The sequence below is a fragment of the Pseudomonas sp. Mb7 genome (assembly GCF_054790525.1).
On sequence record NZ_CP186501.1, the window covers coordinates 1,475,325 to 1,497,472 of the forward strand.

Genomic DNA, 22,148 nt, shown 5'->3' on the forward strand with positions numbered 1-22,148 from the left:
GAGCCTGCTCGCGAAGAGGCCGGCACTGCTGATAGAGAACTCTGGCATCCCTGAACCACAGCCTTATAATGCCCGCCTTTGCACAAACAGCAGGCTGTCCCACCTTGGCAAACATAGATAACCCGGTCGCCGAAATGGCCCCCGACGGCTTTTACCGCGTCGCACTGGGCGTTGAGTACAAAGGCTCGCGCTACAGCGGCTGGCAGCGTCAGTTGACGGGTGTGGCGACGGTGCAGGAAGAACTCGAAAAAGCGCTGTCGAAAGTCGCCAATTCACCGGTTTCGCTACAGTGTGCCGGGCGCACCGATGCCGGCGTGCATGCCTGCGGGCAAGTGGTGCACTTTGATACGACCGTCGATCGTTCGCTGAAAGCCTGGGTCATGGGCGCCAATATCAATCTGCCTCATGACATCAGCGTCAGTTGGGCGCGGGTGATGCCAGCGCATTTCCATGCGCGGTTCAAGGCCATCGCCCGGCGCTATCGCTATGTAATCTACAACGACCAGATCCGCCCGGCGCATCTCAACGAAGAAATCACCTGGAACCATCGCCCGCTCGACGTCGAGCGCATGGCCGAAGCCGCGCAGTACCTGATTGGCACCCACGATTTCAGTGCTTTCCGTGCCGGCCAGTGCCAGGCCAAGTCGCCGATCAAAAAAATGCATCACCTGCGCGTGACCCGTCACGGCAAGATGATCGTGCTCGATATTCGCGCCAACGCGTTCCTGCATCACATGGTGCGCAACATCGCCGGTGTGCTGATGACCATTGGAGCCGGAGAGCGGCCGGTGGAGTGGATGAAGGAAGTGCTGGAAAGCCGCGAGCGCCGTTCCGGTGGCGTTACGGCGCATCCGTACGGTCTGTATCTGGTGCAGGTCGAGTACCACGACGAATTCCCGTTGCCCGAGCGTTTTATCGGGCCACATTTCCTTACGGGTTTCTCCGAACTTGACGGCTGACGGCCTCGAACGCTTTTGTTACCATCCGGGACTTTCCCGGATTTTACCTCGGAGTTTTTCTCGTTATGCCAGCCGTTCGCAGCAAGATCTGCGGGATTACCCGCATAGAAGATGCGCTGGCCGCCGTTGAGGCCGGGGCGGATGCGATCGGGTTCGTGTTCTACGCCAAGAGTCCACGTGCGGTAACCGTGCAGCAGGCGAGGGCGATTATTCAGGCATTGCCGCCGTTCGTGACCACCGTGGGCTTGTTCGTCAACGCCAGCCGCTGTGAATTGGGGGAAATTCTCGATGCCGTGCCGCTGGATCTGTTGCAGTTCCATGGCGATGAAGCCTTTGAAGACTGCGAAGGCTGGCATCGTCCTTATATCAAGGCGCTTCGGGTCAAGTCTGGCGACGATATTGCGGCAGCGGTTGATGCCTATCCAAGTGCCAGTGGCGTGCTGCTCGACACCTACGTCGAGGGCGTGCCCGGCGGAACCGGTGAGGCCTTTGACTGGTCATTGATTCCGCAAGGTTTGAGCAAGCCGTTGATTCTCGCGGGTGGTTTGACCCCGGAGAACGTTGCAGACGCCGTGGCTCGGGTGAAACCGTACGCGGTAGACGTCAGCGGTGGGGTAGAGGCGAGCAAGGGCATCAAGGATCACGCAAAGATTCACGCGTTCATCAACGCGGTACGCAAAGCGCCATATTGATGTGACGGCTGGCAGTCTGCCGCCGTCCATCAATGCACTTGCACAAAGCAGGCGCGGCTGAGGGTTTCTGGATGGCACGCAGGTCATGTTTCGCGCTGATCGTGGCAGTCCGGCAACCATCGCCACACACATGAATTTAGCTGAAGGGCATACGCGGGGCTGCGAACCAGAGCGTTCGGGCCGCCGGTACTGGAGAAAGAAAGCATGAGCAACTGGTTAGTAGACAAACTGATCCCTTCGATCATGCGTTCCGAGGTCAAGAAGAGCTCGGTCCCTGAAGGTCTGTGGCACAAATGCCCGTCTTGCGAGGCGGTGTTGTATCGTCCAGAGCTGGAAAAGACCCTGGACGTTTGCCCTAAATGCAACCATCACATGCGCATCGGCGCACGTGCGCGCATCGACATTTTCCTCGATGCCGAAGGTCGCAACGAACTGGGCGCCGATCTGGAGCCGGTTGACCGTCTGAAATTCCGCGACGGCAAGAAGTACAAGGATCGCCTGACCGCTGCACAGAAGCAGACCGGCGAAAAAGATGCGCTGATCTCGGTCAGCGGTACTTTGCTGGGCATGCCGGTGGTGGTTTCGGCCTTTGAATTCGCCTTCATGGGCGGTTCCATGGGCGCCATCGTCGGTGAGCGCTTCGTACGCGCGGCCAACTACGCGCTGGAAAACCGCTGCCCGATGATCTGCTTCGCTGCCTCCGGTGGTGCGCGCATGCAGGAAGCGCTGATCTCGCTGATGCAGATGGCCAAGACTTCGGCTGTGCTGGCGCGTCTGCGTGAAGAAGGCATTCCGTTCATCTCCGTACTGACCGACCCGGTCTACGGCGGTGTTTCCGCGAGTCTGGCGATGCTTGGTGACGTGATCGTCGGTGAGCCGAAAGCTCTGATCGGCTTCGCTGGTCCGCGCGTTATCGAACAAACCGTGCGTGAGAAGCTGCCGGAAGGCTTCCAGCGCAGCGAGTTCCTGCTGGAACACGGCGCGATCGACATGATCATCCACCGTCAGGAACTGCGCCCACGTCTGGGTAACCTGCTGGCACAAATGACTGGCAAGCCGACGCCGAAATTCGTCGCCGCGCCAATCGAGCCGATTGTGGTTCCACCGGTACCTGCTGGCCTATGACCGAGCGCACCCTTGGCGAATGGCTCGCCTACCTTGAGCAGTTGCATCCGTCGGCCATCGACATGGGCCTGGAGCGTTCGCAACAGGTAGCGTCCCGCATGGGGCTGGGCCAGCCGGCGCCTCGGGTGATCACGGTCACCGGCACCAACGGCAAGGGTTCGACCTGCGCTTTCGTGGCTTCATTGCTGCGGGCGCAGGGCCTGAGCGTTGGTGTCTACAATTCTCCGCACCTGCTGCGTTACAACGAGCGGGTGCAGCTCAATGGCGTCGAGGCCACTGACGCGCAGCTGTGCGAAGCCTTTGCAGCAGTCGAGGCCGGCCGCGGCGACACTTCCCTGACTTACTTCGAAATGGGCACCCTCGCGGCGTTCTGGCTGTTTCAGCAGGCCGGGCTTGATGCGGTGGTGCTGGAAGTCGGGCTGGGCGGGCGTCTGGACACGGTCAACGTGGTCGATGCCGATATCGCACTGGTCACCAGCATTGGCGTCGATCACGCCGATTATCTGGGCGACACCCGCGAATCCGTGGCTTTCGAGAAAGCCGGAATTTTCCGTCAGGGCAAACCTGCCTTGTGCGGCGATCTGAATCCTCCGCAACCGTTGCTCGACAAGGCACGTGAACTGGCTTGTCCGTTCTTCCTGCGCGGGCCCGACTTCGATCTCGGCATCACTGATCAGCACTGGCAATGGCGCGGCACCGATGCGCGCGGTCAGGCTGTTGAGCTGCGTGACTTGCCGCTGCTCGATCTGCCGATGGAAAACGCCGCACTGGCGTTGCAGGCGTATCTGCTGCTCGGTTTGCCGTGGGATGCGTCGCAGATTGTCGCGGCCTTGCAGGACACTCGCGTGGTCGGGCGACTGGATCGCCGCTCATTCGAGTGGAACGGCAAACGCCTGAATCTGTTGCTGGATGTGGGGCATAACCCGCATGCCGCCGAGTATCTGGCCCGCCGTCTGGCCTCGCGACCACCGGTCGGCAAGCGCCTGGCGGTGTTTGGTCTGTTGGCCGACAAGGATCTGGATGGTGTTGTCAGCGAATTGAATGCTAGTGTCGAGCATTGGGCGGTGGCGCCGCTGGATTCTCCGCGTGCCCGTCCGGTGGCTGAATTAAACGCTGCATTGCAGAACCTTGGTGCGTCGGTCACGTCTTACGACAGTGTCGCCGCTGCGCTGGAAGGGCAGTGCGCAGTAGCCACCAGTGACGACGAGATTCTGTTGTTCGGATCATTTTATTGTGTCGCCGAGGCCCTTGAATGGCTGGCCCGGCGCTCCACGGAGGAAGCGGCAAATGGCTTTGCTGGATAAAGCGTACAAGCAGCGCATGGTTGGCGCTTTGGTGCTGGTCGCGCTGGCAGTGATTTTCCTGCCGATGCTGTTTTCCCGTCAGGACGAGCAACGTCAGGTGACCGTCGAAGCACCCGCCGCGCCGCAAGCGCCTGTCGTGCCGCAAGTGCAGATGGAAACGGTGGCTGTTCCCGAGCCGCAAGCCTTGCCGCAGGAGCCAGTGCCAACGGATGAAGAGGTCGCCGAAGACACGGCGTCTGCTGCGCCCGTCGCAGCGACGCCGACGGCTCCCATCATGATCACCAAGCCTGTTGCGCCGCCGGCGGTGGCCAAGCCGATTCCGGCTCCTGCTCAGCCGATCACTGCGGCCTCGACCAAGCCGGACACCACGCAAAGCCGCGTCGATGCCAATGGCCTGTCGGTGAGCTGGTCGGTGCAGTTGGCCAGTCTGTCGAGCCGCGCCAGCGCCGAGAGCTTGCAGAAAACCCTGCGCAGCCAAGGCTACAACGCCTATATTCGTTCGGCCGATGGCAAGAATCGGGTGTTTGTCGGCCCGCTGATCGAGCGTGCCGAGGCTGATCGTCTGCGTGATCTATTGGGGCGTCAGCAGAACCTCAAGGGTTTTGTCGTGCGCTTCCAGCCTGAGCGCGGCTAAAAACTATCGCCTCGATTGAAATGCACTGACAATCGCAGCTTACCGAGAGGCATGCGCTCTGCTAAAATGCGCCGCCTTATCCGTCTGTAGGCTGCACTGTGCCATTTACCTGGGTTGACTGGGCGATCGTTGCAATCATCGCCATCTCCGCTTTGATCAGTTTGAGCCGCGGCTTCGTCAAGGAAGCATTATCGCTGGTGACCTGGATCATCGCAGGAGTCGTCGCCTGGATGTTCGGTGGCTCATTGTCCGAGTACCTCGCCGGATACATCGAAACCCCATCGGCTCGCGTGATCGCGGGCTGTGCCATCATGTTTGTCGCCACACTGATCGTGGGCGCAATGATCAATTATCTTATCGGCGAGTTGGTTCGCGTCACCGGGTTGTCCGGGACCGATCGATTCCTCGGCATGGCCTTCGGCGCTGCGCGTGGCGTGTTGCTGGTGGTCGTGGCGGTCGGGCTGTTGAGCCTGGGGCCGGTACAGCAGGACGGGTGGTGGAAAGAATCACAGCTCGTACCAAAATTTCTATTGGTCGCTGATTGGTCCAAAAACCTGATTCTCGGGTGGAGCAGTCAGTGGCTTGCCAGCGGAATCAGCGTACCCGCTGATATTCCGTTCAAGGAGCAACTCTTGCCGTCGGCGAAAACGCCTCAGTGAGTGTTGTTCAGTTCAGATCCATTAAGTAGGGGTTGCGTCGCATGTGTGGCATCGTCGGTATCGTCGGTAAGTCGAACGTCAATCAGGCGCTGTATGACGCGCTAACCGTGCTCCAGCACCGCGGCCAGGACGCTGCCGGTATCGTGACCAGCCATGATGGCCGGTTGTTCCTGCGCAAGGACAATGGCCTGGTGCGTGACGTGTTTCAACAGCGTCACATGCAGCGTCTGGTCGGTCACATGGGGATCGGCCACGTCCGTTACCCGACTGCGGGTAGCTCGACTTCGGCCGAAGCCCAACCGTTTTACGTCAACTCGCCTTACGGCATCACTTTGGCGCACAACGGTAACCTGACCAACGTTGAGCAGTTGGCCAAAGAGATTTACGAATCCGATCTGCGTCACGTCAACACCAGTTCCGACTCGGAAGTGCTGCTCAACGTGTTCGCCCATGAGCTGGCCCAGCGTGGCAAGCTGCAACCGACCGAAGAAGACGTGTTTGCCGCCGTGACCGACGTGCACAACCGTTGCGTCGGCGGTTACGCGGTAGTCGCCATGGTGACCGGTTACGGCATCGTCGGTTTCCGTGACCCGCACGGCATTCGCCCGATCGTGTTCGGTCAGCGTCACACTGACGAAGGCGTTGAATACATGATCGCCTCCGAAAGCGTTTCGCTGGACGTGCTCGGTTTCACCCTGATTCGCGACTTGGCGCCGGGCGAAGCGGTCTACATCACTGAGGACGGCAAGCTGCACACCCGTCAGTGCGCGACCAATCCGTCCCTGACCCCGTGCATTTTCGAACACGTCTACCTGGCGCGTCCGGACTCGATCATCGACGGCGTGTCGGTCTACAAGGCCCGTCTGCGCATGGGTGAGAAACTCGCCGAGAAGATTCTGCGCGAGCGTCCAGAGCACGACATCGACGTGGTTATCCCAATTCCGGACACCAGCCGTACCGCGGCACTGGAACTGGCCAACCACTTGGGCGTGAAATTCCGCGAAGGTTTCGTCAAGAACCGTTACATCGGTCGTACCTTCATCATGCCGGGCCAGGCGGCGCGCAAGAAGTCGGTTCGCCAGAAGCTTAACGCCATCGAGCTGGAATTCCGCGGCAAGAACGTGATGCTGGTCGACGACTCGATCGTGCGCGGCACCACTTGCAAGCAGATCATCCAGATGGCCCGCGAAGCCGGCGCGAAAAACGTCTACTTCTGCTCGGCAGCGCCAGCGGTACGCTTCCCGAACGTTTATGGTATCGACATGCCAAGCGCGCACGAACTGATCGCACACAACCGTTCGACTCAGGACGTGGCGGATTTGATCGGCGCTGACTGGCTGATCTATCAGGACCTGCCTGACTTGATCGAAGCGGTTGGCGGCGGCAAGATCAAGATCGAGAATTTCGATTGCGCGGTGTTCGACGGCAAGTATGTTACCGGTGACGTCGACGAGGCTTACCTGGACAAGATCGAGCAGGCACGCAACGATGCCTCGAAGGTCAAGACCCAGGCGGTCAGTGCGATCATCGATCTGTACAACAACTGAGTTATCACCGGCCCTGAGGGGCCGGTTTTGTATCTGACTTTCAATTTTCGAGAACAGGGCAAGGAGTGACAGCATGAGTCAGGAATGGGATGCCGGTCGGCTGGACAGCGACCTCGAAGGCGTAGCGTTCGATACCCTGGCCGTACGTGCCGGTCAGCACCGTACGCCGGAAGGCGAGCACGGTGATCCGATGTTCTTCACCTCCAGCTATGTGTTCCGCACCGCTGCCGACGCGGCCGCACGGTTCGCCGGGGAAGTGCCGGGTAACGTTTACTCGCGTTATACCAACCCGACCGTGCGCGCGTTCGAGGAGCGCATTGCTGCGCTGGAAGGCGCCGAGCAAGCCGTTGCGACCGCAACCGGCATGGCCGCCATCATGGCGGTGGTGATGAGCTTGTGCAGCGCCGGCGATCACGTGCTAGTTTCGCGCAGCGTGTTCGGTTCGACCATCAGCCTGTTCGAGAAGTACTTCAAGCGTTTCGGTGTGGAAGTCGATTACGTGCCTTTGGCCGACCTGTCGGGTTGGGATGCGGCAATCAAATCCAACACCAAACTGCTCTTTGTCGAGTCGCCCTCCAACCCGTTGGCCGAGCTGGTCGATATCACCGCACTGGCTGAAATCGCTCACGCCAAAGGCGCGATGCTGGTCGTCGATAACTGCTTCTGCACGCCAGCGTTGCAGCAGCCGCTGAAAATGGGCGCAGACATTGTCGTGCACTCGGCGACCAAGTTTATCGATGGCCAGGGCCGTTGCATGGGCGGTGTGGTGGCCGGTCGCAGTGAGCAAATGAAAGAAGTCGTCGGCTTCCTGCGCACTGCCGGGCCGACCCTGAGCCCGTTCAACGCGTGGATCTTCCTCAAAGGTCTGGAAACCCTGAACCTGCGGATGAAGGCGCACTGCGCGAATGCTCAGGCGCTAGCTGAATGGCTGGAGCAGCAGGACGGCATTGAGAAGGTGCATTACGCCGGTCTCAAGAGCCATCCGCAGCACGAACTGGCCCAGCGTCAGCAGAAGGGTTTCGGTGCGGTTGTAAGCTTTGAGGTCAAGGGCGGCAAAGAGGGCGCTTGGCGCTTCATCGATGCGACCCGGCTGATTTCGATTACCGCCAACCTCGGCGACAGCAAGACCACGATCACGCACCCAAGCACCACCTCTCACGGCCGTCTGGCGCCGCAAGAGCGTGAAGCGGCGGGCATCCGTGACAGCCTGATTCGCATCGCGGTCGGTCTGGAAGACGTCGCTGACCTGCAAGCCGACCTGGCGCGCGGTCTGGCCGCGTTGTGATCGAGTTGTCTACGCCGACAGCAGGTACCCATGGCCGCGTTGCGCTGGTCACGGGTGCTGCGCGCGGTATCGGTCTGGGCATCGCTGCCTGGCTGATCAGCGAGGGCTGGCAAGTCGTGTTGACCGACCTGGATCGGGCGCGCGGTTCAAAAGTGGCGAAAGTGCTGGGTGAAAACGCCTGGTTTATTGCCATGGACGTTGCCGAGGAAAGTCAGGTGGCGCTCGGCGTGGCTGAAGTGCTGGGTCAGTTTGGTCGTCTCGATGCACTGGTGTGCAACGCGGCGGTCGCTGATCCGCACAACATCACACTGGAAAGCCTAGATCTGGCTTACTGGAATCGGGTGCTGGCGGTGAATCTCAGTGGGCCGATGCTGTTGGCCAAGCACTGTGCGCCGTATCTGCGTGCGCACAACGGTTCGATCGTCAACCTGGCGTCGACCCGTGCCGGGCAATCAGAGCCTGATACCGAGGCTTATGCGGCGAGCAAGGGCGGTTTGCTGGCGCTCACGCATGCGTTGGCGATCAGTCTGGGGCCGGAGATTCGTGTTAACGCCGTCAGTCCGGGCTGGATTGATGCGCGTGATCCTTCTGCGCGTCGCGCTGAGCCATTGGCCGATGCCGACCATGCTCAGCATCCTGCGGGCAGGGTAGGGACGGTCGAGGATGTAGCTGCGATGGTTGCCTGGTTGCTGTCGAGGAATGCCGGGTTTGTTACCGGGCAGGAATTTGTCGTCGACGGCGGCATGACGAAAAAGATGATCTACAGCGAGTAGGTCGCTTTTTTCGCCTGAATTTGCGTTGAATGAACTGACGCCTTCGCGAGCAAGCTCGCTCCCGCATTTGGAATGCAATCCCCTGTGGGAGCGAGCTTGCTCGAGAGGGCGGTCTTGCAGGATCGAAACAATTTCGTCTTTTTCAGAAAAACTTCAATCCTGCTATTGACTTAGGTTCGCTACCTGCGTAAATTTCGCGGCCTCGGAGATGCAAACGGGTGATTAGCTCAGCTGGGAGAGCGTCTGCCTTACAAGCAGAATGTCGGCGGTTCGATCCCGTCATCACCCACCACTCCCCGAGAAACTTGCGTAAGCAAGAGCGTAGGCTGAAAGTGCCTGCACCGACGCGCAGCGGTAGTTCAGTCGGTTAGAATACCGGCCTGTCACGCCGGGGGTCGCGGGTTCGAGTCCCGTCCGCTGCGCCATATTTTACGAATCAGACTTGTCTGGTTCGCGATTGCAAAGCACCGAAGCTTGCAGTCAACACGAGTTACTTGAGCGCAAGCTCAAAGCGATACGCAGCGGTAGTTCAGTCGGTTAGAATACCGGCCTGTCACGCCGGGGGTCGCGGGTTCGAGTCCCGTCCGCTGCGCCATATCTGCTCCAAGGACCACTGAACGCCTTGAAGCACCGAAAACAGCCGTTGGCTGATTCGGAATCGATAGCAAAGACCCTGGTCGAAAGACCGGGGTTTTTTGTGTCTGAAATTTGGCTATCCACCTCTTTTTCTCCTGCCTAAATCCTGAATCCAATACAAATCCCTGTAGGAGTGAGCCTGCTCGCGAAAGCGGTGTGTCAGCTAATAATGTGCTGGCTGACACTACGCCTTCGCGAGCAGGCTCGCTCCCACAGGGGGGATATCTATTGGTTTGGTAATCTGCTGCGGTCTCACGTCGCATTGATTTTCTGATCCTTTAGTCAAATTTTTGTAACTGGTTGTTTGCTGCGAGCGCAGAAACCTTTAAAGTTAACCTTTCGGTCAGCTTTGCACTGTCATCACGCCTTTCGTTTAGCCAAGAAAGGCTTCTGCAAGACTCGAGATTCCCCAGTAGATAACCAGAAGGGCGGACACATAACCGCCCAGAGGATGATCCATGTCCAACCGTGAAATATCCCGGCGCTCGTTTCTCCAGGGCGGGCTGGTGGCGGGTGTGAGCGTCACGCTCACGCCGCTCAGCAGTCAGGCGCTGGCTGCCTTGATGGAAAACACTGTCACCGTGCCGTCCGAGAAGTGGCTCGGCAGCAACGGCAAGGCGCGTCAGCGTAACGACGCACTGTCCAAGGTCTGCGGCAGCAAAGTCTTTGCCCGCGACATCCGTTCCAAGGACATGCCGGGCTGGCCCGAGCAGCAAGGCCACGCCATGCTGCTGAAAACCATCAAGGCTGACCGCATCTACGACGGCTACGACCTGTCGTGGCTTGGCGCTGACTTGCAGCCTGACCGCATTGTCACCGCCGCTGATCTGGACAAGGACGGTATCGTCTTCCCCGAAGAGCACGCGCCGGATCCACTGCTGCCAGAAGGCAAAGTGCCGATGTTCATCGGTCACCCGGTGGCAATCCTGATCTGGAACGACTTCGAGCGTTTCCGTCAGGCGAAGAACAAACTCAAATTCAATGACAAAGCGATTCGTTACGGTGCCAAAGTGCCGTTCTACGAAGGCGACCCCTACGGCAGCTTCCGCTACGTGCGCGTCGGCGGCGCGACCTCGGCCGACGAAGACGAATTCGCCAGCCTCAAAGACTCGATCCTGTTCCCGATGCTGAAGAACCGTCGTCCGGTGTGGAATTCCCAGCCGAACCTGCACGGCAATCTGACCGAGCGCGGCTTGTTCTACGCCGACCGCATGAAGCAAGAGATCGACACGCCGTCGGACAACTGGCTGGTGTTCGACGAGCGCTACAAGACCCCGTCGATTGAGCCGGCCGCCATGGAGCCGGACAACGGCAACGGCTGGTACGACCCGAAAACCAAAACCCTGCATTTCGTCGTGGCCACCCAGTGCCCGCTGGAGGCAGCGACCGAAACCGCGAAAATGATCGCGCCGTCGCGCTTTGGCCTCGACAACCTGAACATGCACCCGGGTTACACCGTCGGTTACGGATCCAAAGACCACAACATCTTCGTCTACTACGCAGCCCTTGCTGCGCTGTACGGCGCCGGCGTGCCAGTGCGTCTGGCCAACGACCGCTACGAACAATTCCAGAGTGGCATCAAGCGCCACCCGTTCGACATCCGCTATCAATTGGCCGTGGACAAGAACGACTACAGCTTCAAGATTTTCCGCGCGGAAATGAGCGTCGACGGTGGCGGCCGGATCAACTACAGCCCATCGGTAGCCGCGGTTGGCGCCACGGCCGCGCAGTCGATCTACTACATGCCGCAGAACGATCTGCAAGTCACCGCCTACCACTCGCGTGGCGTTGAGGCCGGTTCGATGCGCGGTTACGGCACCCTGCAAAGCATGGCGGCAACCGAGATGATGGTCGATGAAATCGCCAACCGTCTCGGTGTCGATGCGATCGACCTGCGTCGCAAGAACGCCCTGCGTTCCGGTATGAAAAACACGCAAGGCGCGATCCCGGCCGGTGCCTTGCGCCTGCATGAAATTCTCGACAAGGCCGCGGTGCACGAAGTCTGGAAAAACCGCGACGCGATCAAGAAACAACGCGAAGCCGCAGACCCGGACAACTGGTACGGCGTTGGTTTTGCCATTTGCCAGAAAGACTTCGGCACCGGTTCCGAAGCGCCGATGGCCAGCATCGAATTCACCGCTGACGGTCGCATTACTCTGCGCCACATCGGTATCGAAATCGGCACCGGCATGTCCACCTCGCAAGCCCTGGTGGTGGCCGATTTCCTCGGCAGCCCGGCGCACGAAGTGAAGACTGGCGAAACCGAATGGAAGGAAATGCAGCTGATCACCAGCGGCAACCCTTACATCATGAGCCAGGCCGAGCAGGACAACCTGCTGCGCAATCCGCGCTGGGTCGGCAAACTGGCTTCGGCCTCGTCGGCGACCAACTCGGCGTACTACTTCAGTCACGCCACCCGTGAAGCGGCGCGCGTGCTGTTCAACAACGGTTTGTGGCCGGCGGCCATGGAAATCTGGCGTCAGGGTCCTTACGGCGGTCAAGCCAACCCTTACGTCGTGCGTCGCGAAGATGCGCACTGGGTTGACGGCAAGCTCACCGCCAACGGCATGCAGCCGTTGAGCTTCGAAGAGCTGGCCAAACACGCTCATGAGCGTGGTCTGGTGACCGGCGCCACCGTTCACGCATTCAACCGCTGGAGCTGGGCCGAGGCCGAATACAGCATCGACGGCGTGCGCGAGCGTCTGCCGCTCGACGGTCTGGCGGTGAAATATGGCGATGGCGCGCCGAAGGCGAAGAAGGCGCTGATGAACACCGCTGGTTTCCACCTGTTGGATCGCCAGAACATCAATTACCCGGTTGTCCAGTTGAACAACGCTGCCGTGACTTACTACAGCCCGGTCGCGACACTGGTTGAACTGAAGGTCAACAAAGGCTCGGCGGAAGTCGAAGTGCTCAACCACCATTCGTGGGTCGAGTGCGGTCGGGTGCTGGTCGAGGAACTGGTCAAGGGCCAGCTCGAAGGTGGTATCGCCATGGGCATCGGCCACGCCTTGATGGAAGAAATGCCGCTGTATGAAGGTGGACCGGGGGAGGGTGACTGGAACTTCAACCGTTACCGTTTGCCGATGGCGCGTCACGTTGCCGTATGGAAACAGACGTCGGAGATTCTGCCGGCGCTGTCGCCAAGTGATCCGTCCAAAGGCATCGCCGAAGTGGTGATGATCCCGATCGTCGGTGCCATCGGTAACGCCGTGGCGCACGCCATCGGTAAACGTGTTCGCGATCTGCCAATCACTGCTGCGCGCATCAAGGAGGCCCTCAATGGCTAACCGTCCGCTTCAACTGACCCTCAATGGTCAATCCGTCGGCCCGGTGGACATCCCTGATGACCTGCCGATGATCGACTACCTGCACGAATACAAGAACCTCACCGGTTCGCGCCTGGGCTGCGGCCAGGGCATCTGCCACGCCTGCGTGGTGATCGTCGATAACCCGGACGGGACCAGTGAAGAAGTACGCACCTGCATCACTGGTGCGCACTACTTCGAAGGCAAGAAAGTCCGCACCATCGAATCTCACGCCAAGCGTGACGAGAGCGGTCAGGTCACCGAGCTGAATCCAATCCAGCAACGCTTCGTCGACGAGTTCGCCTTCCAGTGCAGCTACTGCGCACCAGGCTTCGTCAACGCCGCGACCGTGCTGGTCGAGAAGCTGCAGCGCCAGCCGACTGTGCAAAGCAAGCTCGAACAAGTCATCGAGGACAGCCTCGGCCATCACGTCTGCCGTTGCACCGGGTACGTGCGTTACTACAACGCCACCCGCAACGTGCTGACCGATCTCGGCCTGGTCAAGGAGGGTTAAGCATGAAGCTTTTACTGACCCGCCTGACCTTGGCGGTCGGCCTTGCTGCGCCGCTGTTGTTTGCCCACGCCGATGACCAGGTCAAGCGCGGCGAATACCTCGCCCGCGCCGCTGACTGCATGGCTTGCCACACTGCACCGGGCGGCGCGCCGTTTGCCGGCGGCCTGCCGATCGTCTCGCCGTTCGGCACGATCTACGGCACCAACATTACCCCGAGCAAAGAGCACGGCATCGGTTTGTACAACGATGATGAGTTCTTCGCGGCGCTGACTGAAGGCAAGCGTCGCGATGGCGCGAATTTGTATCCGGCGATGCCGTATACCTCGTATCACCTGATGCCGCGTGAAGACTCGGATGCGATCCATACGTATCTGAAAACCATCGAGCCGATCGAGCGTGCAGCCCCGGTCACCAGCCTGAGCTTCCCGTTTAACGTGCGTCCGGGCCTGATCGGCTGGAACATGATGTACGGCAAAGCCCTGAAGCTGGAGCCGGCCGAAGGCAAAAGCGAAGCCTGGAAGCGCGGCCAGTACATGGTCGAAGTGCTCGGTCATTGCGGCGAATGCCACACGCCGCGTGGCCTCCCGGGCGCAATGCAGCTGGACAAGCGTCTGACTGGCGGCATCCTCAATGGTTATCTGGCGCCGAGCCTGTTGGCCACCGATCTGGCCGCTCGCGGCTGGAACGAGCAGGACCTCGGCACGTTCCTCAAGCACGGCATGAGTGCGCAAGGGACGATGTTCAACGAGATGTTCCCGGTGTTCCACAACAGCACTCAAGGCCTGAGCGATGCCGATCTGGCGGCGATGGCGACGTTCCTGCTCGGCGACAAACCGCCGGCAGCCAAAGCCCTCGTTGAAGTGCCAGTCGAGAAACTCAGCGCCAGCGCCCAGCGCGGCCAGCAGGAATACCTGAACGTCTGCGCCGGTTGCCATGCGGTCGGTGGCGAAGGCAAGCCGCATATCGCGGTGGCCATGCGCGGTAATACCACGTTGCGTCTGGAAGACCCACGCAACCTGTTGCGCGTGATCGAGGATGGTATCGGCGAGCAGAAGTTTTCCGGGTTCGAGCACATGCAACCGATGCCGGGCTTCGCTGGCAAGCTCAGTCCTGAGCAACTGACTGATCTGCTCAACTACCTGCGTCAAGGTTGGGGTGGTCAATCCGCTGAGTTGGCGGTGAGTGAAGTGCAGAAGCTGCAAGCCGACGCACCGTCCATCGAGCACAAGGCGCACTGACATGCAGCATCTCGATCTACAAGTGGTGCGGCGAGCGCTGGAGTGGTCGGTGGCGGGGCAGCGCATCTGGCTCTGCACTGTGCTGACCACTTACGGCTCGGCACCGCGTGCGCCGGGTTCGCTGCTGGCAGTGAATGACAGCGGACAGTGGATCGGTTCGCTGTCCGGCGGCTGCGTCGAGGAGGATTTTCTCGAGCGCGTCGCCGAAGGTGCGTTTCTCGATGCGGTGAATGTCGTGCGTTACGGCGAAGGCGACGATCCGCGCTCGCGGGTCAGTCTGCCCTGCGGTGGCATCCTTGATGTATTGGTAGAGAAATTTGACGCCGACTGCGAGGTGCAGGCGCATCTGCGTGAATTGGAGTCGGCGCTGCTCGGTCAGCGCCGTTTGATTCGCGAGGTCGATCTGGCCAGCGGTGCGCGCAGTCTGTTCGCTGATCGCGAGCAGGGTGCGCGGATTGAGCGTGAGATTGATCGGGTGCGCATTCGCGTTGGCGCGGCGCAGCGCTTGTTGCTCGCCGGGTATTCCAGTGTGGCGCAAGCGTGTGCCGAGTTTGCTGTCGGCCTCGGGTTTGAGGTGATTCTCTGTGATCCGCGCGATGAGGTGCTGGAAGGCGTGGCGCTGGATGGTGTGGAGATTCGTCGGCAATTGCCGTCGGTGTTTATTGCTGATGGTGGCTGTCATCGTGACACGGCGGTCGTAGCGCTCACTCACGATCCGCGTATCGATGACCTGGCGATGATGGAGGCGGTGCGCACCGAAGCGTTCTACATTGGCGTGATGGGCTCGCTGCAGACGTCACAGAAGCGCTTCGAGCGTTTGCGTCGGATTGGCGGCTTGGGCGAGGCGGAGTTGGCGCGGATTCATGCGCCGATTGGCCTTAACCTCGGCAGCAAGACGCCAGCGGAAATTGCCTTGGCGGTGCTGGCGGATATCCTGCGGATCCGTAGCGGGATTGCTCGGGATCAGCTCTGAGTGCTGAGTTCAATAAATAGGGCCGCGATCAGCGGCCCTTTTTTACATCCCGAATTTATCGCGTAGCCCGTAATACCACGCACCCAGTGCGGCAAACGGCGTGCGCAACAGTTGTCCGCCGGGGAACGGATAGTGCGGCAAATCGGCAAACGCATCAAAACGCTCGGCCTGGCCGCGCAACGCTTCGGCGAGGACCTTGCCTGCCAAATGCGTGTATGTCACGCCATGGCCGCTGCAGCCTTGCGAGTAATAGATGTTGTCGCCCAGGCGTCCAACCTGAGGCAAGCGCGACAGGGTCAGCAGGAAGTTTCCGGTCCAGGCGTAGTCAATCTTCACATCCTTGAGCTGCGGGAAGGCCTTGAGCATTTTCGGGCGGATGATTGCTTCGATGTTCGCCGGATCGCGCGCGCCATACACCACGCCGCCGCCGAAGATCAGGCGTTTGTCGCCCGTGAGGCGGTAGTAGTCGAGCAGGTAATTGCAGTCTTCGACGCAGTAGTCCTGCGGCAGCAGCGCTTTCGCCAGCTCATCACCTAGTGGCTCGGTGGTGATGACTTGCGTGCCGCACGGCATCGACTTGGCCGCAAGCTCCGGCACCAGATTACCGAGGTAGGCATTGCCCGCGACGATGATGAATTTGGCCCTGACCTTGCCCTGGGGCGTGTGTACAACTGGGTTCGCGCCGCGCTCGATGCGCACGGCGGGTGATTGTTCGTGGATCGTGCCGCCGAGAGACTCGACTGCCGCCGCTTCGCCCAGCGCAAGGTTCAGCGGGTGGATGTGCCCACCGCTCATGTCGAGCATGCCACCGACGTACTGATCGCACGCAACCACTTCGCGAATGCGGCGTTGATCGAGCAGTTCCAGTTGCGTATGACCGAAGCGCTCCCAGAGGCGCTTCTGCGATTCCAGGTGGCCCATCTGTTTGGCCGTCAGCGCGGCGAACACGCCGCCGTCCTTCAGGTCGCATTGAATGTTGTACTTGGCCACGCGCTCGCGAATGATCCGGCCACCTTCGAATGCCATCTGCCCGAGCAGTTGCGCTTGCTTCGGCCCGACGCTGCGTTCGATCACATCAATGTCACGGCTATAACTGTTAACGATCTGCCCGCCATTACGTCCGGAGGCGCCGAACCCGACCTTGGCCGCCTCCAGCACGGTGACGCGGAAACCGTTCTCCAACAGGAACAGCGCTGAGGACAATCCGGTATACCCGGCGCCGATCACACAGACGTCCGTCTCCACATCATCCTGCAAGGCAGGGCGGGGCGGTACGGCATTGGCCGACGCAGCGTAATAAGACTCTGGGTAAGGGGTGTTCGCCATCCTGTAGCCTCTGTTTAATATATTTTACGAGTGCGTCGATCCTACCCGAGTTGAAAAACCTCCGCCAGCCACCGGAAAATCTGCGTCGGCGAGCCGAAATTAAATATTTTGCATATTCATAGGGTTAGGTGAAAAAAAGGTGTTGACACCCCTCCGGAATTCCGTAGAATGCCGCCTCACAGCAGGCACGTAGCTCAGTTGGTTAGAGCACCACCTTGACATGGTGGGGGTCGTTGGTTCGAGTCCAATCGCGCCTACCAAACAAAATCCGCTCTGCTGGGCGGTCTAGAAAGGCTCACCGAAAGGTGGGCCTTTTTTTGTTGTCTGCGATTTGCAAAACCCTCTTCAGGGCGCTAGCTGGACTCCGCGTTTAGTCGATCTCAGGGCATTCGAAATTCCATGCGAGGCCTGTTGATCCACTGCGAGTCGTGCTTCACCGTTTAGCGGGCCTTGCTGAATGGCGTGCGCAAGTCTTCGTCGTGCCTCCCACCTATGATCGAATTTCTGCGTCGTCGGGTCAGGCAGTTGGTTGACGATTCACCGTTCGTCGCCATCGCCCTTTGAAAAAGTGTGGATATTGAACAGGTTACGAGTGTTACTAACCAGCCAGTTATCAAAAAAATGTTGTTACTGTTCGTGGGATTAAGTAACATTCGTCCCGCGTTCACCACCACGGTTTATGCATTTTTAAATCCCAAGCTTCCATCAGCTGCTTGGGATTTTTTTTGCCTGCGATTTGCCTCAACTGGCTGAAATTTCTCCTTTCGATCTTTCCTGAAAGCCTGGTGACACCCCGCAGGCAGATCCTTGTTTTTTCAACTACTACTGACTGGCCGATTTTCAACTCTGCAATGAGGGGGTATCGATGCTGGTTCATTGGTTTCTTGCAGCTGTTCATCTGCTGGCATTTGCCTTGGGTTTTTGGGCGGTGCTGACGCGTGGCACGGCGTTTAATCGCCTTGCTGCCGGTTCAGGCGAGGCCCGGCGCGTTTTGCAGGCCGATAACCTATGGGGCATCTCTGCATTGGTTCTGCTGGTGACAGGCGGGATGCGGGCTTTTGGAGGCTTTGAAAAGGGCACTGACTATTATCTTGATCAGCCACTGTTTCATCTGAAGATGACGCTGTTCGTGCTGATCCTGATTGTAGAACTCGCCCCGATGATCGCGTTGGTCAAGTGGCGGATCGCTTCCGCACGCGGCGCAGCAATCGATACCGGGCGCGCGAAGCTGTACGCACGAATCAGTCATGTCGAGGCGTTGTTGCTGGTGCTGATGGTGATTGCGGCCACAGGCATGGCACGTGGTGTGACATTCGGTTAGAGGGCGAATTCTCTGCGCTCTATCGGAAATGTCCGACAGCCAGCCTCGGGGATGGCAGGTAGTATCGGGCAGCAAGAGCATGCGGGGAGAGGTAGGAAGGGGAGTCGGGTTTTGCGTGTCAGGCGCCGTGCCCAACAGAGTGGGGAGCGGATGGCAATACGGCGCGTGAATCTCTAGCCAGTCATTCCACAAGGTAAACGGACTGGCTACTGACTGCGATCTGGCTCAGGGAGTTTGTGGCTTGTCCGGGGCGGTCAGGCCAGCCTGAATGCGCTGGTAAATCTCTTCACGGTGCACGGCAACGTTTTTCGGAGCGTTGATACCAATGCGGACCTGTTGGCCGCTTACGCCCAGAATGGTGATCGTAATGTCATCACCAATGTTTATGCTTTCACCGACTTTGCGGGTGAGTATCAGCATGGTCTTCTCCTTGATTGCTTTGTAGGGCACCTGATTCAGACAGTGCAGAGGTCGGTGTACGTATAGATTAGTGCGAAGTCTCACGGTTTGGGTGCCTCTTTCTGACGCGCAGAAGCGGCATTAATTCCCAGGGCGTAACTATACAGAGGCTGCAAGCATCAATCTCGTTGTTTTGTGCCCATTTTGCGGGGCTCGCGAAGTATTTATGAATGATAAGATCGCGGCTTTGAGAATTTCGAGGAAAGCGTTGTGCGCAAATTGGTTTGGGTAGTCGCGGCACTGGTATTGGCAGGGTGTGGTGAAGGCAAGAATGTAGAGGCGCCAAAACCACAATCGGCTGCAGTAACCGCGCCGGCGGCGGCTGCAGCACCACAATGGGATCTAGAAGTGCGCGGCGAAACGCCACAGGCTGTCAGCGACCTGAGTGGCTGGCTGATCGAGCACGCCTTCGTGCCTACGGTGATCAAGGACGGCAGCGGAAAAACGCGAATTCTGATTGGTCCGTTCAACTCTCAGGCTGAAGCTGAAGCACGTAAGGTGCAAGTGGATGCGGCGTTGGCGAAGGCCAAGAAGCAGAACGTTGAGTCGGTGCTGGTCGAGCATCCGCTCACGCCGTAAACGAATGGGCGGTGACTTTGCCAGTTGATATGGCAGCGGTGGGGCAAGCGATTGAATTGGCTGACGTCGATATGGGAAAGGACACTTTCTGGGAAATCGCCGACACCGCCACTGAGGGTTTTTACGGCTGGATTGCCGGGGAGTCGGCAGCCGTCATGAAGATTGCGCAGATACCTGATCAAAGAGCGTGGCATACCTCGTGAGTCACTCAATTTGATGGGCTGCTGGCGATACAATAAAGCGGCTAATCAAGCGTAAATGAAAAGGCCTCGAACATCGCGTTCGAGGCCTTTTTTGTCTGCACTGCAATCAGCCGCAGGCTTTCATGTTCACCGGGCCGACAAACTCATTGCCGCGCCCCATCACGCACGCCACGCTCTGATTACGCTGACGCTCCCAGTCCTGCACCGGGTAAGTCTTGTCCCATGCCTCATACAATTGTCGATCCTGTTTTGACAGGCGCAAGCCGTACTGCTTGCTCATGTAGAAGTACGTGCGGGCAATCATGCCGCGAATCGACGGGCGGGGCATGACCTTCTTCGCCTTGAAGTCGACCTGGGTCAGGCACGAACCGTATTGCCCGGATTGCACTGGCAGCCAGCCGTAGCTGAAATTGCTGCGATCGCCATTGACCTCGCCGATGCTCGGCACCAGGTTATGCAGATCGGCTTCGGCCTTCTGATAGCTTGGGTCGTATCGGGTGCAGTTCTTGCGGCCGCCTTCCTGCCAGCACTGACGCTGATGGCCGAACTGCCAGGCCGGCACAATGTGTTCCCATTCAATACGTGACGCACGCTTGGCATTCTTGCGCGGTACGTAACCGCACGCCTTCAGATCCACCTTGTTGCCGGTGTACTTGCACCCGCAATAGAACTCTGTGGACTGCGGTGCATACAGCTTCCAGGCGACCTTCTTGGCTTCGGTAAATGTGCGGGGTGCGCCAGCCTGGGCACCCATGGCGATGAACAGCAACAGCAGAGCAAAACAGCGGACACTCATTGAATCAATCTTCCTTCGGCACAACCCAAAAAATCTGCACGCCACCGTCGTCGCGATAAGCGAGAGTGACGTTGTCGTTCTCGTCGATTTCCTCAAGCAGGCGCTCCCACTCGTCCATCGGCTCGTCCGGAAGACGAAAGATCAGTGCGGCTTTGGCTTTCTGTGCGGTAGGGGAATTGATGATTTTCTGAACGCGCATGCCTATGCGTTCGTAAGCGTCAGGAGCATCAGGGGAGGTGGCCACGAGGTTATCCTTATTAGGCTGTACGTGCATACAGTATTTAACTGTAAGCATTTTCGCAACTGCTTAAAATTCAAGAAAATCCTCTGACAGCGGTTTTCCGGATTTGGTGTAAGTCGTGTCGAGTTTTTTGTAGGAAAAGTGCGAGAGCTTTGTGAGCGTTGCACCACCCGCCCGTCAGGCGAGTGGTGCAGGGTGCCCAATCAAGAATTGACCGGGCGAAAGTCCATCAGTATTCCCAGAACATCCGTTGCAGCTCTTTGCTGTCATTGGTTTTGGTCAGGGCGACCATTGCCAGGATGCGGGCTTTCTGCGGGTTCAGGTCGTGAGCGACAACCCAGTCGTATTTGTCGTCTGGCTGTTCAGCGTTACGCAGAACGAAGCCGCCAGCGTTGACGTGGGACGAACGAATGATTTGCACGCCATCCTTGCGCAGCGCTTGCAGGGCTGGAACAACGCGGGAGGAGACCGAGCCGTTACCGGTACCGGCATGGATGATCGCCTTGGCACCGGATTGTGCGAGAGCCTTGTAGGCAGTATCGCTGACGTTGCCGTAGGAATAAGCGATTTCTACGTCAGGCAGGCTCTTGATATTTTTGATATCGAATTCCGAATCCATGGTGTGACGCTTGGCTGGCAAGCGGAACCAGTAGGATTTGCCTTCAACCACCATGCCCAGTGGGCCCCAGGCGCTTTTGAACGCTTCGGTCTTGATGTTGATCATCTTGCTGACGTCACGACCGGACTGGATTTCATCGTTCATGGTCACCAGTACGCCTTTGCCTTGCGCTTCTTTGCTGCTGGCCACGGCCACGGCGTTGTACAGGTTGAGCATGCCATCGGCGGACATCGCGGTGCCCGGACGCATTGAGCCGACGACGATGATTGGCTTGTCGGTTTTTTCTACCAGGTTGAGGAAGTAAGCGGTTTCTTCCAGGGTGTCGGTGCCGTGGGTGATGACGATGCCATCGACGTCTTTGCTATCGGCCAGTTCGGCCACGCGACGACCCAGTTGCAGCAGGTTTTCGTTGGTGATGCTTTCCGAAGCAATCTGCATGACTTGTTCGCCACGCACGTTTGCCAGTTTGCTCAGCTCGGGAATGCCGGCGATCAATTGTTCGACGCCAACCTTCGCCGCTTGATAGGTGGCGCTGTTGGCGGCGCTCGCGCCGGCGCCGGCGATGGTGCCGCCGGTGGCAAGGACTACGACGTTAGCGAGCTTGGTCTGGGTTTCGACCTCTTTCGCCTGAAGGGCGGTGGGCAGGAGTAGGAGAAGGGCCAAAGCGCCCGGAACCAAAGTGTTGAAAGCAGATTTCATTATTTTTCTCTCTAGTAGTGAGACGGTGCTGATGCAGGTTCATCTAGATGCGCCCCAAGCCGATCTGAATGCTCGGGGTGCAGGCTAGGGAGCAGGATCTGTACCAGCCCTACTTTGCTTTGGAGAAATGTTTAACTTGATGATTTACATCAATATTTTATGGATTTGAAAATGGTGGGGCGAAGCGTTTATCCGGGTTTCCGAACAATGGAGGCTTTCGCGTTCGGTTCACCGAAAGGGACTACGGCTTCTTTCGAA

The 22,148-nt window shown here is 58.9% G+C and carries 22 protein-coding genes and 4 tRNA genes; 20 read left to right on the plus strand and 6 right to left on the minus strand.

Annotated elements, in window-relative coordinates:
- Positions 1-134: 134 nt before the first annotated feature.
- From truA to ACOYXH_RS06720, 16 genes are all read left to right on the plus strand, one after another.
- Positions 135-959: a tRNA pseudouridine(38-40) synthase TruA gene (gene truA, locus ACOYXH_RS06645; protein WP_034152768.1), complete on the plus strand. Its 825-nt coding sequence runs from the start codon at positions 135-137 to the stop codon at positions 957-959.
- 65 nt (positions 960-1,024) lie between these two features.
- The gene (locus tag ACOYXH_RS06650) at positions 1,025-1,651 is read left to right on the plus strand and encodes a phosphoribosylanthranilate isomerase (RefSeq protein WP_460063830.1); all 627 of its coding nucleotides are present in this window, start codon (positions 1,025-1,027) and stop codon (positions 1,649-1,651) included.
- Between the two features lie 204 nt (positions 1,652-1,855).
- Positions 1,856-2,776: an acetyl-CoA carboxylase, carboxyltransferase subunit beta gene (gene accD, locus ACOYXH_RS06655; RefSeq protein ID WP_007913458.1), complete on the plus strand. Its 921-nt coding sequence runs from the start codon at positions 1,856-1,858 to the stop codon at positions 2,774-2,776.
- Positions 2,773-4,080, plus strand: coding sequence for a bifunctional tetrahydrofolate synthase/dihydrofolate synthase (gene folC, locus ACOYXH_RS06660; RefSeq protein ID WP_460410388.1), 1,308 nt, complete (start codon positions 2,773-2,775; stop codon positions 4,078-4,080). The genes accD and folC overlap by 4 nt, the downstream gene beginning before the upstream one ends.
- A complete protein-coding gene (locus ACOYXH_RS06665) occupies positions 4,064-4,714 on the plus strand; it encodes an SPOR domain-containing protein (protein ID WP_095124815.1) in 651 nt (216 codons plus the stop codon). The genes folC and ACOYXH_RS06665 overlap by 17 nt, the downstream gene beginning before the upstream one ends.
- A 98-nt stretch (positions 4,715-4,812) precedes the next feature.
- Positions 4,813-5,373 carry a CvpA family protein gene (locus ACOYXH_RS06670; RefSeq protein WP_007913461.1) on the plus strand — a complete coding sequence of 187 codons (561 nt, stop codon included), beginning with the start codon at positions 4,813-4,815 and terminating at the stop codon, positions 5,371-5,373.
- A gap of 41 nt (positions 5,374-5,414) precedes the next feature.
- Positions 5,415-6,920: an amidophosphoribosyltransferase gene (gene purF / locus ACOYXH_RS06675; RefSeq protein ID WP_016984539.1), complete on the plus strand. Its 1,506-nt coding sequence runs from the start codon at positions 5,415-5,417 to the stop codon at positions 6,918-6,920.
- A gap of 73 nt (positions 6,921-6,993) precedes the next feature.
- Positions 6,994-8,205 (plus strand): O-succinylhomoserine sulfhydrylase, encoded by a 1,212-nt coding sequence (locus ACOYXH_RS06680; protein WP_093432099.1) that lies wholly within the window; start codon positions 6,994-6,996, stop codon positions 8,203-8,205.
- Complete coding sequence (locus ACOYXH_RS06685) at positions 8,202-8,978, plus strand: SDR family oxidoreductase (RefSeq protein ID WP_095047646.1); 777 nt, start codon at positions 8,202-8,204, stop codon at positions 8,976-8,978. Before ACOYXH_RS06680 ends, ACOYXH_RS06685 begins: the two co-directional genes overlap by 4 nt.
- A 216-nt stretch (positions 8,979-9,194) precedes the next feature.
- Positions 9,195-9,270 (plus strand) — tRNA-Val (locus tag ACOYXH_RS06690).
- A 56-nt stretch (positions 9,271-9,326) separates the two neighbouring features.
- A tRNA-Asp gene (locus ACOYXH_RS06695) sits at positions 9,327-9,403 on the plus strand.
- 93 nt (positions 9,404-9,496) lie between these two features.
- Positions 9,497-9,573, plus strand: a tRNA-Asp gene (locus tag ACOYXH_RS06700).
- 499 nt (positions 9,574-10,072) lie between these two features.
- Positions 10,073-12,904 carry a xanthine dehydrogenase family protein molybdopterin-binding subunit gene (locus ACOYXH_RS06705; RefSeq protein WP_460410390.1) on the plus strand — a complete coding sequence of 944 codons (2,832 nt, stop codon included), beginning with the start codon at positions 10,073-10,075 and terminating at the stop codon, positions 12,902-12,904.
- Positions 12,897-13,436, plus strand: a complete 540-nt coding sequence (locus ACOYXH_RS06710; RefSeq protein ID WP_038369461.1) for a (2Fe-2S)-binding protein — start codon at positions 12,897-12,899, stop codon at positions 13,434-13,436. The genes ACOYXH_RS06705 and ACOYXH_RS06710 overlap by 8 nt, the downstream gene beginning before the upstream one ends.
- A 2-nt stretch (positions 13,437-13,438) precedes the next feature.
- Entirely contained in the window at positions 13,439-14,674 is a 1,236-nt protein-coding gene (locus ACOYXH_RS06715; RefSeq protein WP_095124813.1) for a c-type cytochrome, read from the plus strand.
- Between the two features lies 1 nt (position 14,675).
- Entirely contained in the window at positions 14,676-15,647 is a 972-nt protein-coding gene (locus tag ACOYXH_RS06720) for an XdhC family protein (RefSeq protein WP_095047643.1), read from the plus strand.
- A 42-nt stretch (positions 15,648-15,689) separates the two neighbouring features.
- On the opposite strand, the gene ACOYXH_RS06725 is transcribed toward ACOYXH_RS06720, so the two are convergent.
- Positions 15,690-16,973, minus strand: coding sequence for an NAD(P)/FAD-dependent oxidoreductase (locus ACOYXH_RS06725; protein ID WP_093432114.1), 1,284 nt, complete (start codon positions 16,971-16,973; stop codon positions 15,690-15,692).
- Between the two features lie 183 nt (positions 16,974-17,156).
- Between ACOYXH_RS06725 and ACOYXH_RS06730 the strand changes: the two genes are divergently transcribed.
- Positions 17,157-17,233, plus strand: a tRNA-Val gene (locus tag ACOYXH_RS06730).
- Positions 17,234-17,637: 404 nt separating this feature from the next.
- Here ACOYXH_RS06730 and ACOYXH_RS06735 read toward each other — a convergent pair.
- On the minus strand, positions 17,638-17,850 hold the full coding sequence (locus tag ACOYXH_RS06735; RefSeq protein WP_141231846.1) for a hypothetical protein: 213 nt from the start codon (positions 17,848-17,850) through the stop codon (positions 17,638-17,640).
- On the opposite strand from ACOYXH_RS06735, the gene ACOYXH_RS06740 reads away from it, so the two are divergent.
- Positions 17,839-18,294 (plus strand): DUF2214 family protein, encoded by a 456-nt coding sequence (locus ACOYXH_RS06740; protein WP_095047642.1) that lies wholly within the window; start codon positions 17,839-17,841, stop codon positions 18,292-18,294. The two genes, ACOYXH_RS06735 and ACOYXH_RS06740, sit on opposite strands and share 12 nt — an antisense overlap.
- Positions 18,295-18,519: 225 nt before the next feature.
- Here ACOYXH_RS06740 and csrA read toward each other — a convergent pair whose 3' ends face one another.
- Positions 18,520-18,714 carry a carbon storage regulator CsrA gene (gene csrA, locus ACOYXH_RS06745; protein WP_003179932.1) on the minus strand — a complete coding sequence of 65 codons (195 nt, stop codon included), beginning with the start codon at positions 18,712-18,714 and terminating at the stop codon, positions 18,520-18,522.
- A gap of 249 nt (positions 18,715-18,963) precedes the next feature.
- Between csrA and ACOYXH_RS06750 the strand changes: the two genes are divergently transcribed.
- Both ACOYXH_RS06750 and ACOYXH_RS06755 read left to right on the plus strand, forming a co-directional pair.
- On the plus strand, positions 18,964-19,332 hold the full coding sequence (locus ACOYXH_RS06750) for an SPOR domain-containing protein (RefSeq protein ID WP_460410391.1): 369 nt from the start codon (positions 18,964-18,966) through the stop codon (positions 19,330-19,332).
- Positions 19,333-19,343: 11 nt separating this feature from the next.
- The gene (locus ACOYXH_RS06755) at positions 19,344-19,535 is read left to right on the plus strand and encodes a hypothetical protein (RefSeq protein WP_408980835.1); all 192 of its coding nucleotides are present in this window, start codon (positions 19,344-19,346) and stop codon (positions 19,533-19,535) included.
- 106 nt (positions 19,536-19,641) lie between these two features.
- Here ACOYXH_RS06755 and ACOYXH_RS06760 read toward each other — a convergent pair whose 3' ends face one another.
- The 3 genes from ACOYXH_RS06760 to ACOYXH_RS06770 form a co-directional block, all read right to left on the minus strand.
- A complete protein-coding gene (locus ACOYXH_RS06760) occupies positions 19,642-20,331 on the minus strand; it encodes an endonuclease (protein WP_034152754.1) in 690 nt (229 codons plus the stop codon).
- Positions 20,332-20,335: 4 nt separating this feature from the next.
- A complete protein-coding gene (locus ACOYXH_RS06765) occupies positions 20,336-20,605 on the minus strand; it encodes a DUF1654 domain-containing protein (RefSeq protein WP_460410860.1) in 270 nt (89 codons plus the stop codon).
- Between the two features lie 196 nt (positions 20,606-20,801).
- Positions 20,802-21,890 (minus strand): asparaginase, encoded by a 1,089-nt coding sequence (locus ACOYXH_RS06770; RefSeq protein WP_095047640.1) that lies wholly within the window; start codon positions 21,888-21,890, stop codon positions 20,802-20,804.
- Positions 21,891-22,148: the final 258 nt, after the last annotated feature.

Bases quoted from the DNA above. Each gene is read 5' to 3' on its own strand.
- ACOYXH_RS06705 (WP_460410390.1), top strand. From the start codon at position 10,073: ATGTCCAACCGTGAAATATCCCGGCGCTCGTTTCTCCAGGGCGGGCTG.
- accD (WP_007913458.1), top strand. From the start codon at position 1,856: ATGAGCAACTGGTTAGTAGACAAACTGATCCCTTCGATCATGCGTTCC.
- ACOYXH_RS06725 (WP_093432114.1), bottom strand. From the start codon at position 16,973: ATGGCGAACACCCCTTACCCAGAGTCTTATTACGCTGCGTCGGCCAAT.
- ACOYXH_RS06680 (WP_093432099.1), top strand. From the start codon at position 6,994: ATGAGTCAGGAATGGGATGCCGGTCGGCTGGACAGCGACCTCGAAGGC.
- ACOYXH_RS06765 (WP_460410860.1), bottom strand. From the start codon at position 20,605: ATGCACGTACAGCCTAATAAGGATAACCTCGTGGCCACCTCCCCTGAT.
- ACOYXH_RS06720 (WP_095047643.1), top strand. From the start codon at position 14,676: ATGCAGCATCTCGATCTACAAGTGGTGCGGCGAGCGCTGGAGTGGTCG.
- ACOYXH_RS06740 (WP_095047642.1), top strand. From the start codon at position 17,839: ATGCTGGTTCATTGGTTTCTTGCAGCTGTTCATCTGCTGGCATTTGCC.
- ACOYXH_RS06760 (WP_034152754.1), bottom strand. From the start codon at position 20,331: ATGAGTGTCCGCTGTTTTGCTCTGCTGTTGCTGTTCATCGCCATGGGT.
- ACOYXH_RS06770 (WP_095047640.1), bottom strand. From the start codon at position 21,890: ATGAAATCTGCTTTCAACACTTTGGTTCCGGGCGCTTTGGCCCTTCTC.
- ACOYXH_RS06665 (WP_095124815.1), top strand. From the start codon at position 4,064: ATGGCTTTGCTGGATAAAGCGTACAAGCAGCGCATGGTTGGCGCTTTG.
- ACOYXH_RS06715 (WP_095124813.1), top strand. From the start codon at position 13,439: ATGAAGCTTTTACTGACCCGCCTGACCTTGGCGGTCGGCCTTGCTGCG.
- purF (WP_016984539.1), top strand. From the start codon at position 5,415: ATGTGTGGCATCGTCGGTATCGTCGGTAAGTCGAACGTCAATCAGGCG.
- truA (WP_034152768.1), top strand. From the start codon at position 135: ATGGCCCCCGACGGCTTTTACCGCGTCGCACTGGGCGTTGAGTACAAA.
- ACOYXH_RS06710 (WP_038369461.1), top strand. From the start codon at position 12,897: ATGGCTAACCGTCCGCTTCAACTGACCCTCAATGGTCAATCCGTCGGC.
- ACOYXH_RS06735 (WP_141231846.1), bottom strand. From the start codon at position 17,850: ATGAACCAGCATCGATACCCCCTCATTGCAGAGTTGAAAATCGGCCAG.
- csrA (WP_003179932.1), bottom strand. From the start codon at position 18,714: ATGCTGATACTCACCCGCAAAGTCGGTGAAAGCATAAACATTGGTGAT.
- folC (WP_460410388.1), top strand. From the start codon at position 2,773: ATGACCGAGCGCACCCTTGGCGAATGGCTCGCCTACCTTGAGCAGTTG.
- ACOYXH_RS06650 (WP_460063830.1), top strand. From the start codon at position 1,025: ATGCCAGCCGTTCGCAGCAAGATCTGCGGGATTACCCGCATAGAAGAT.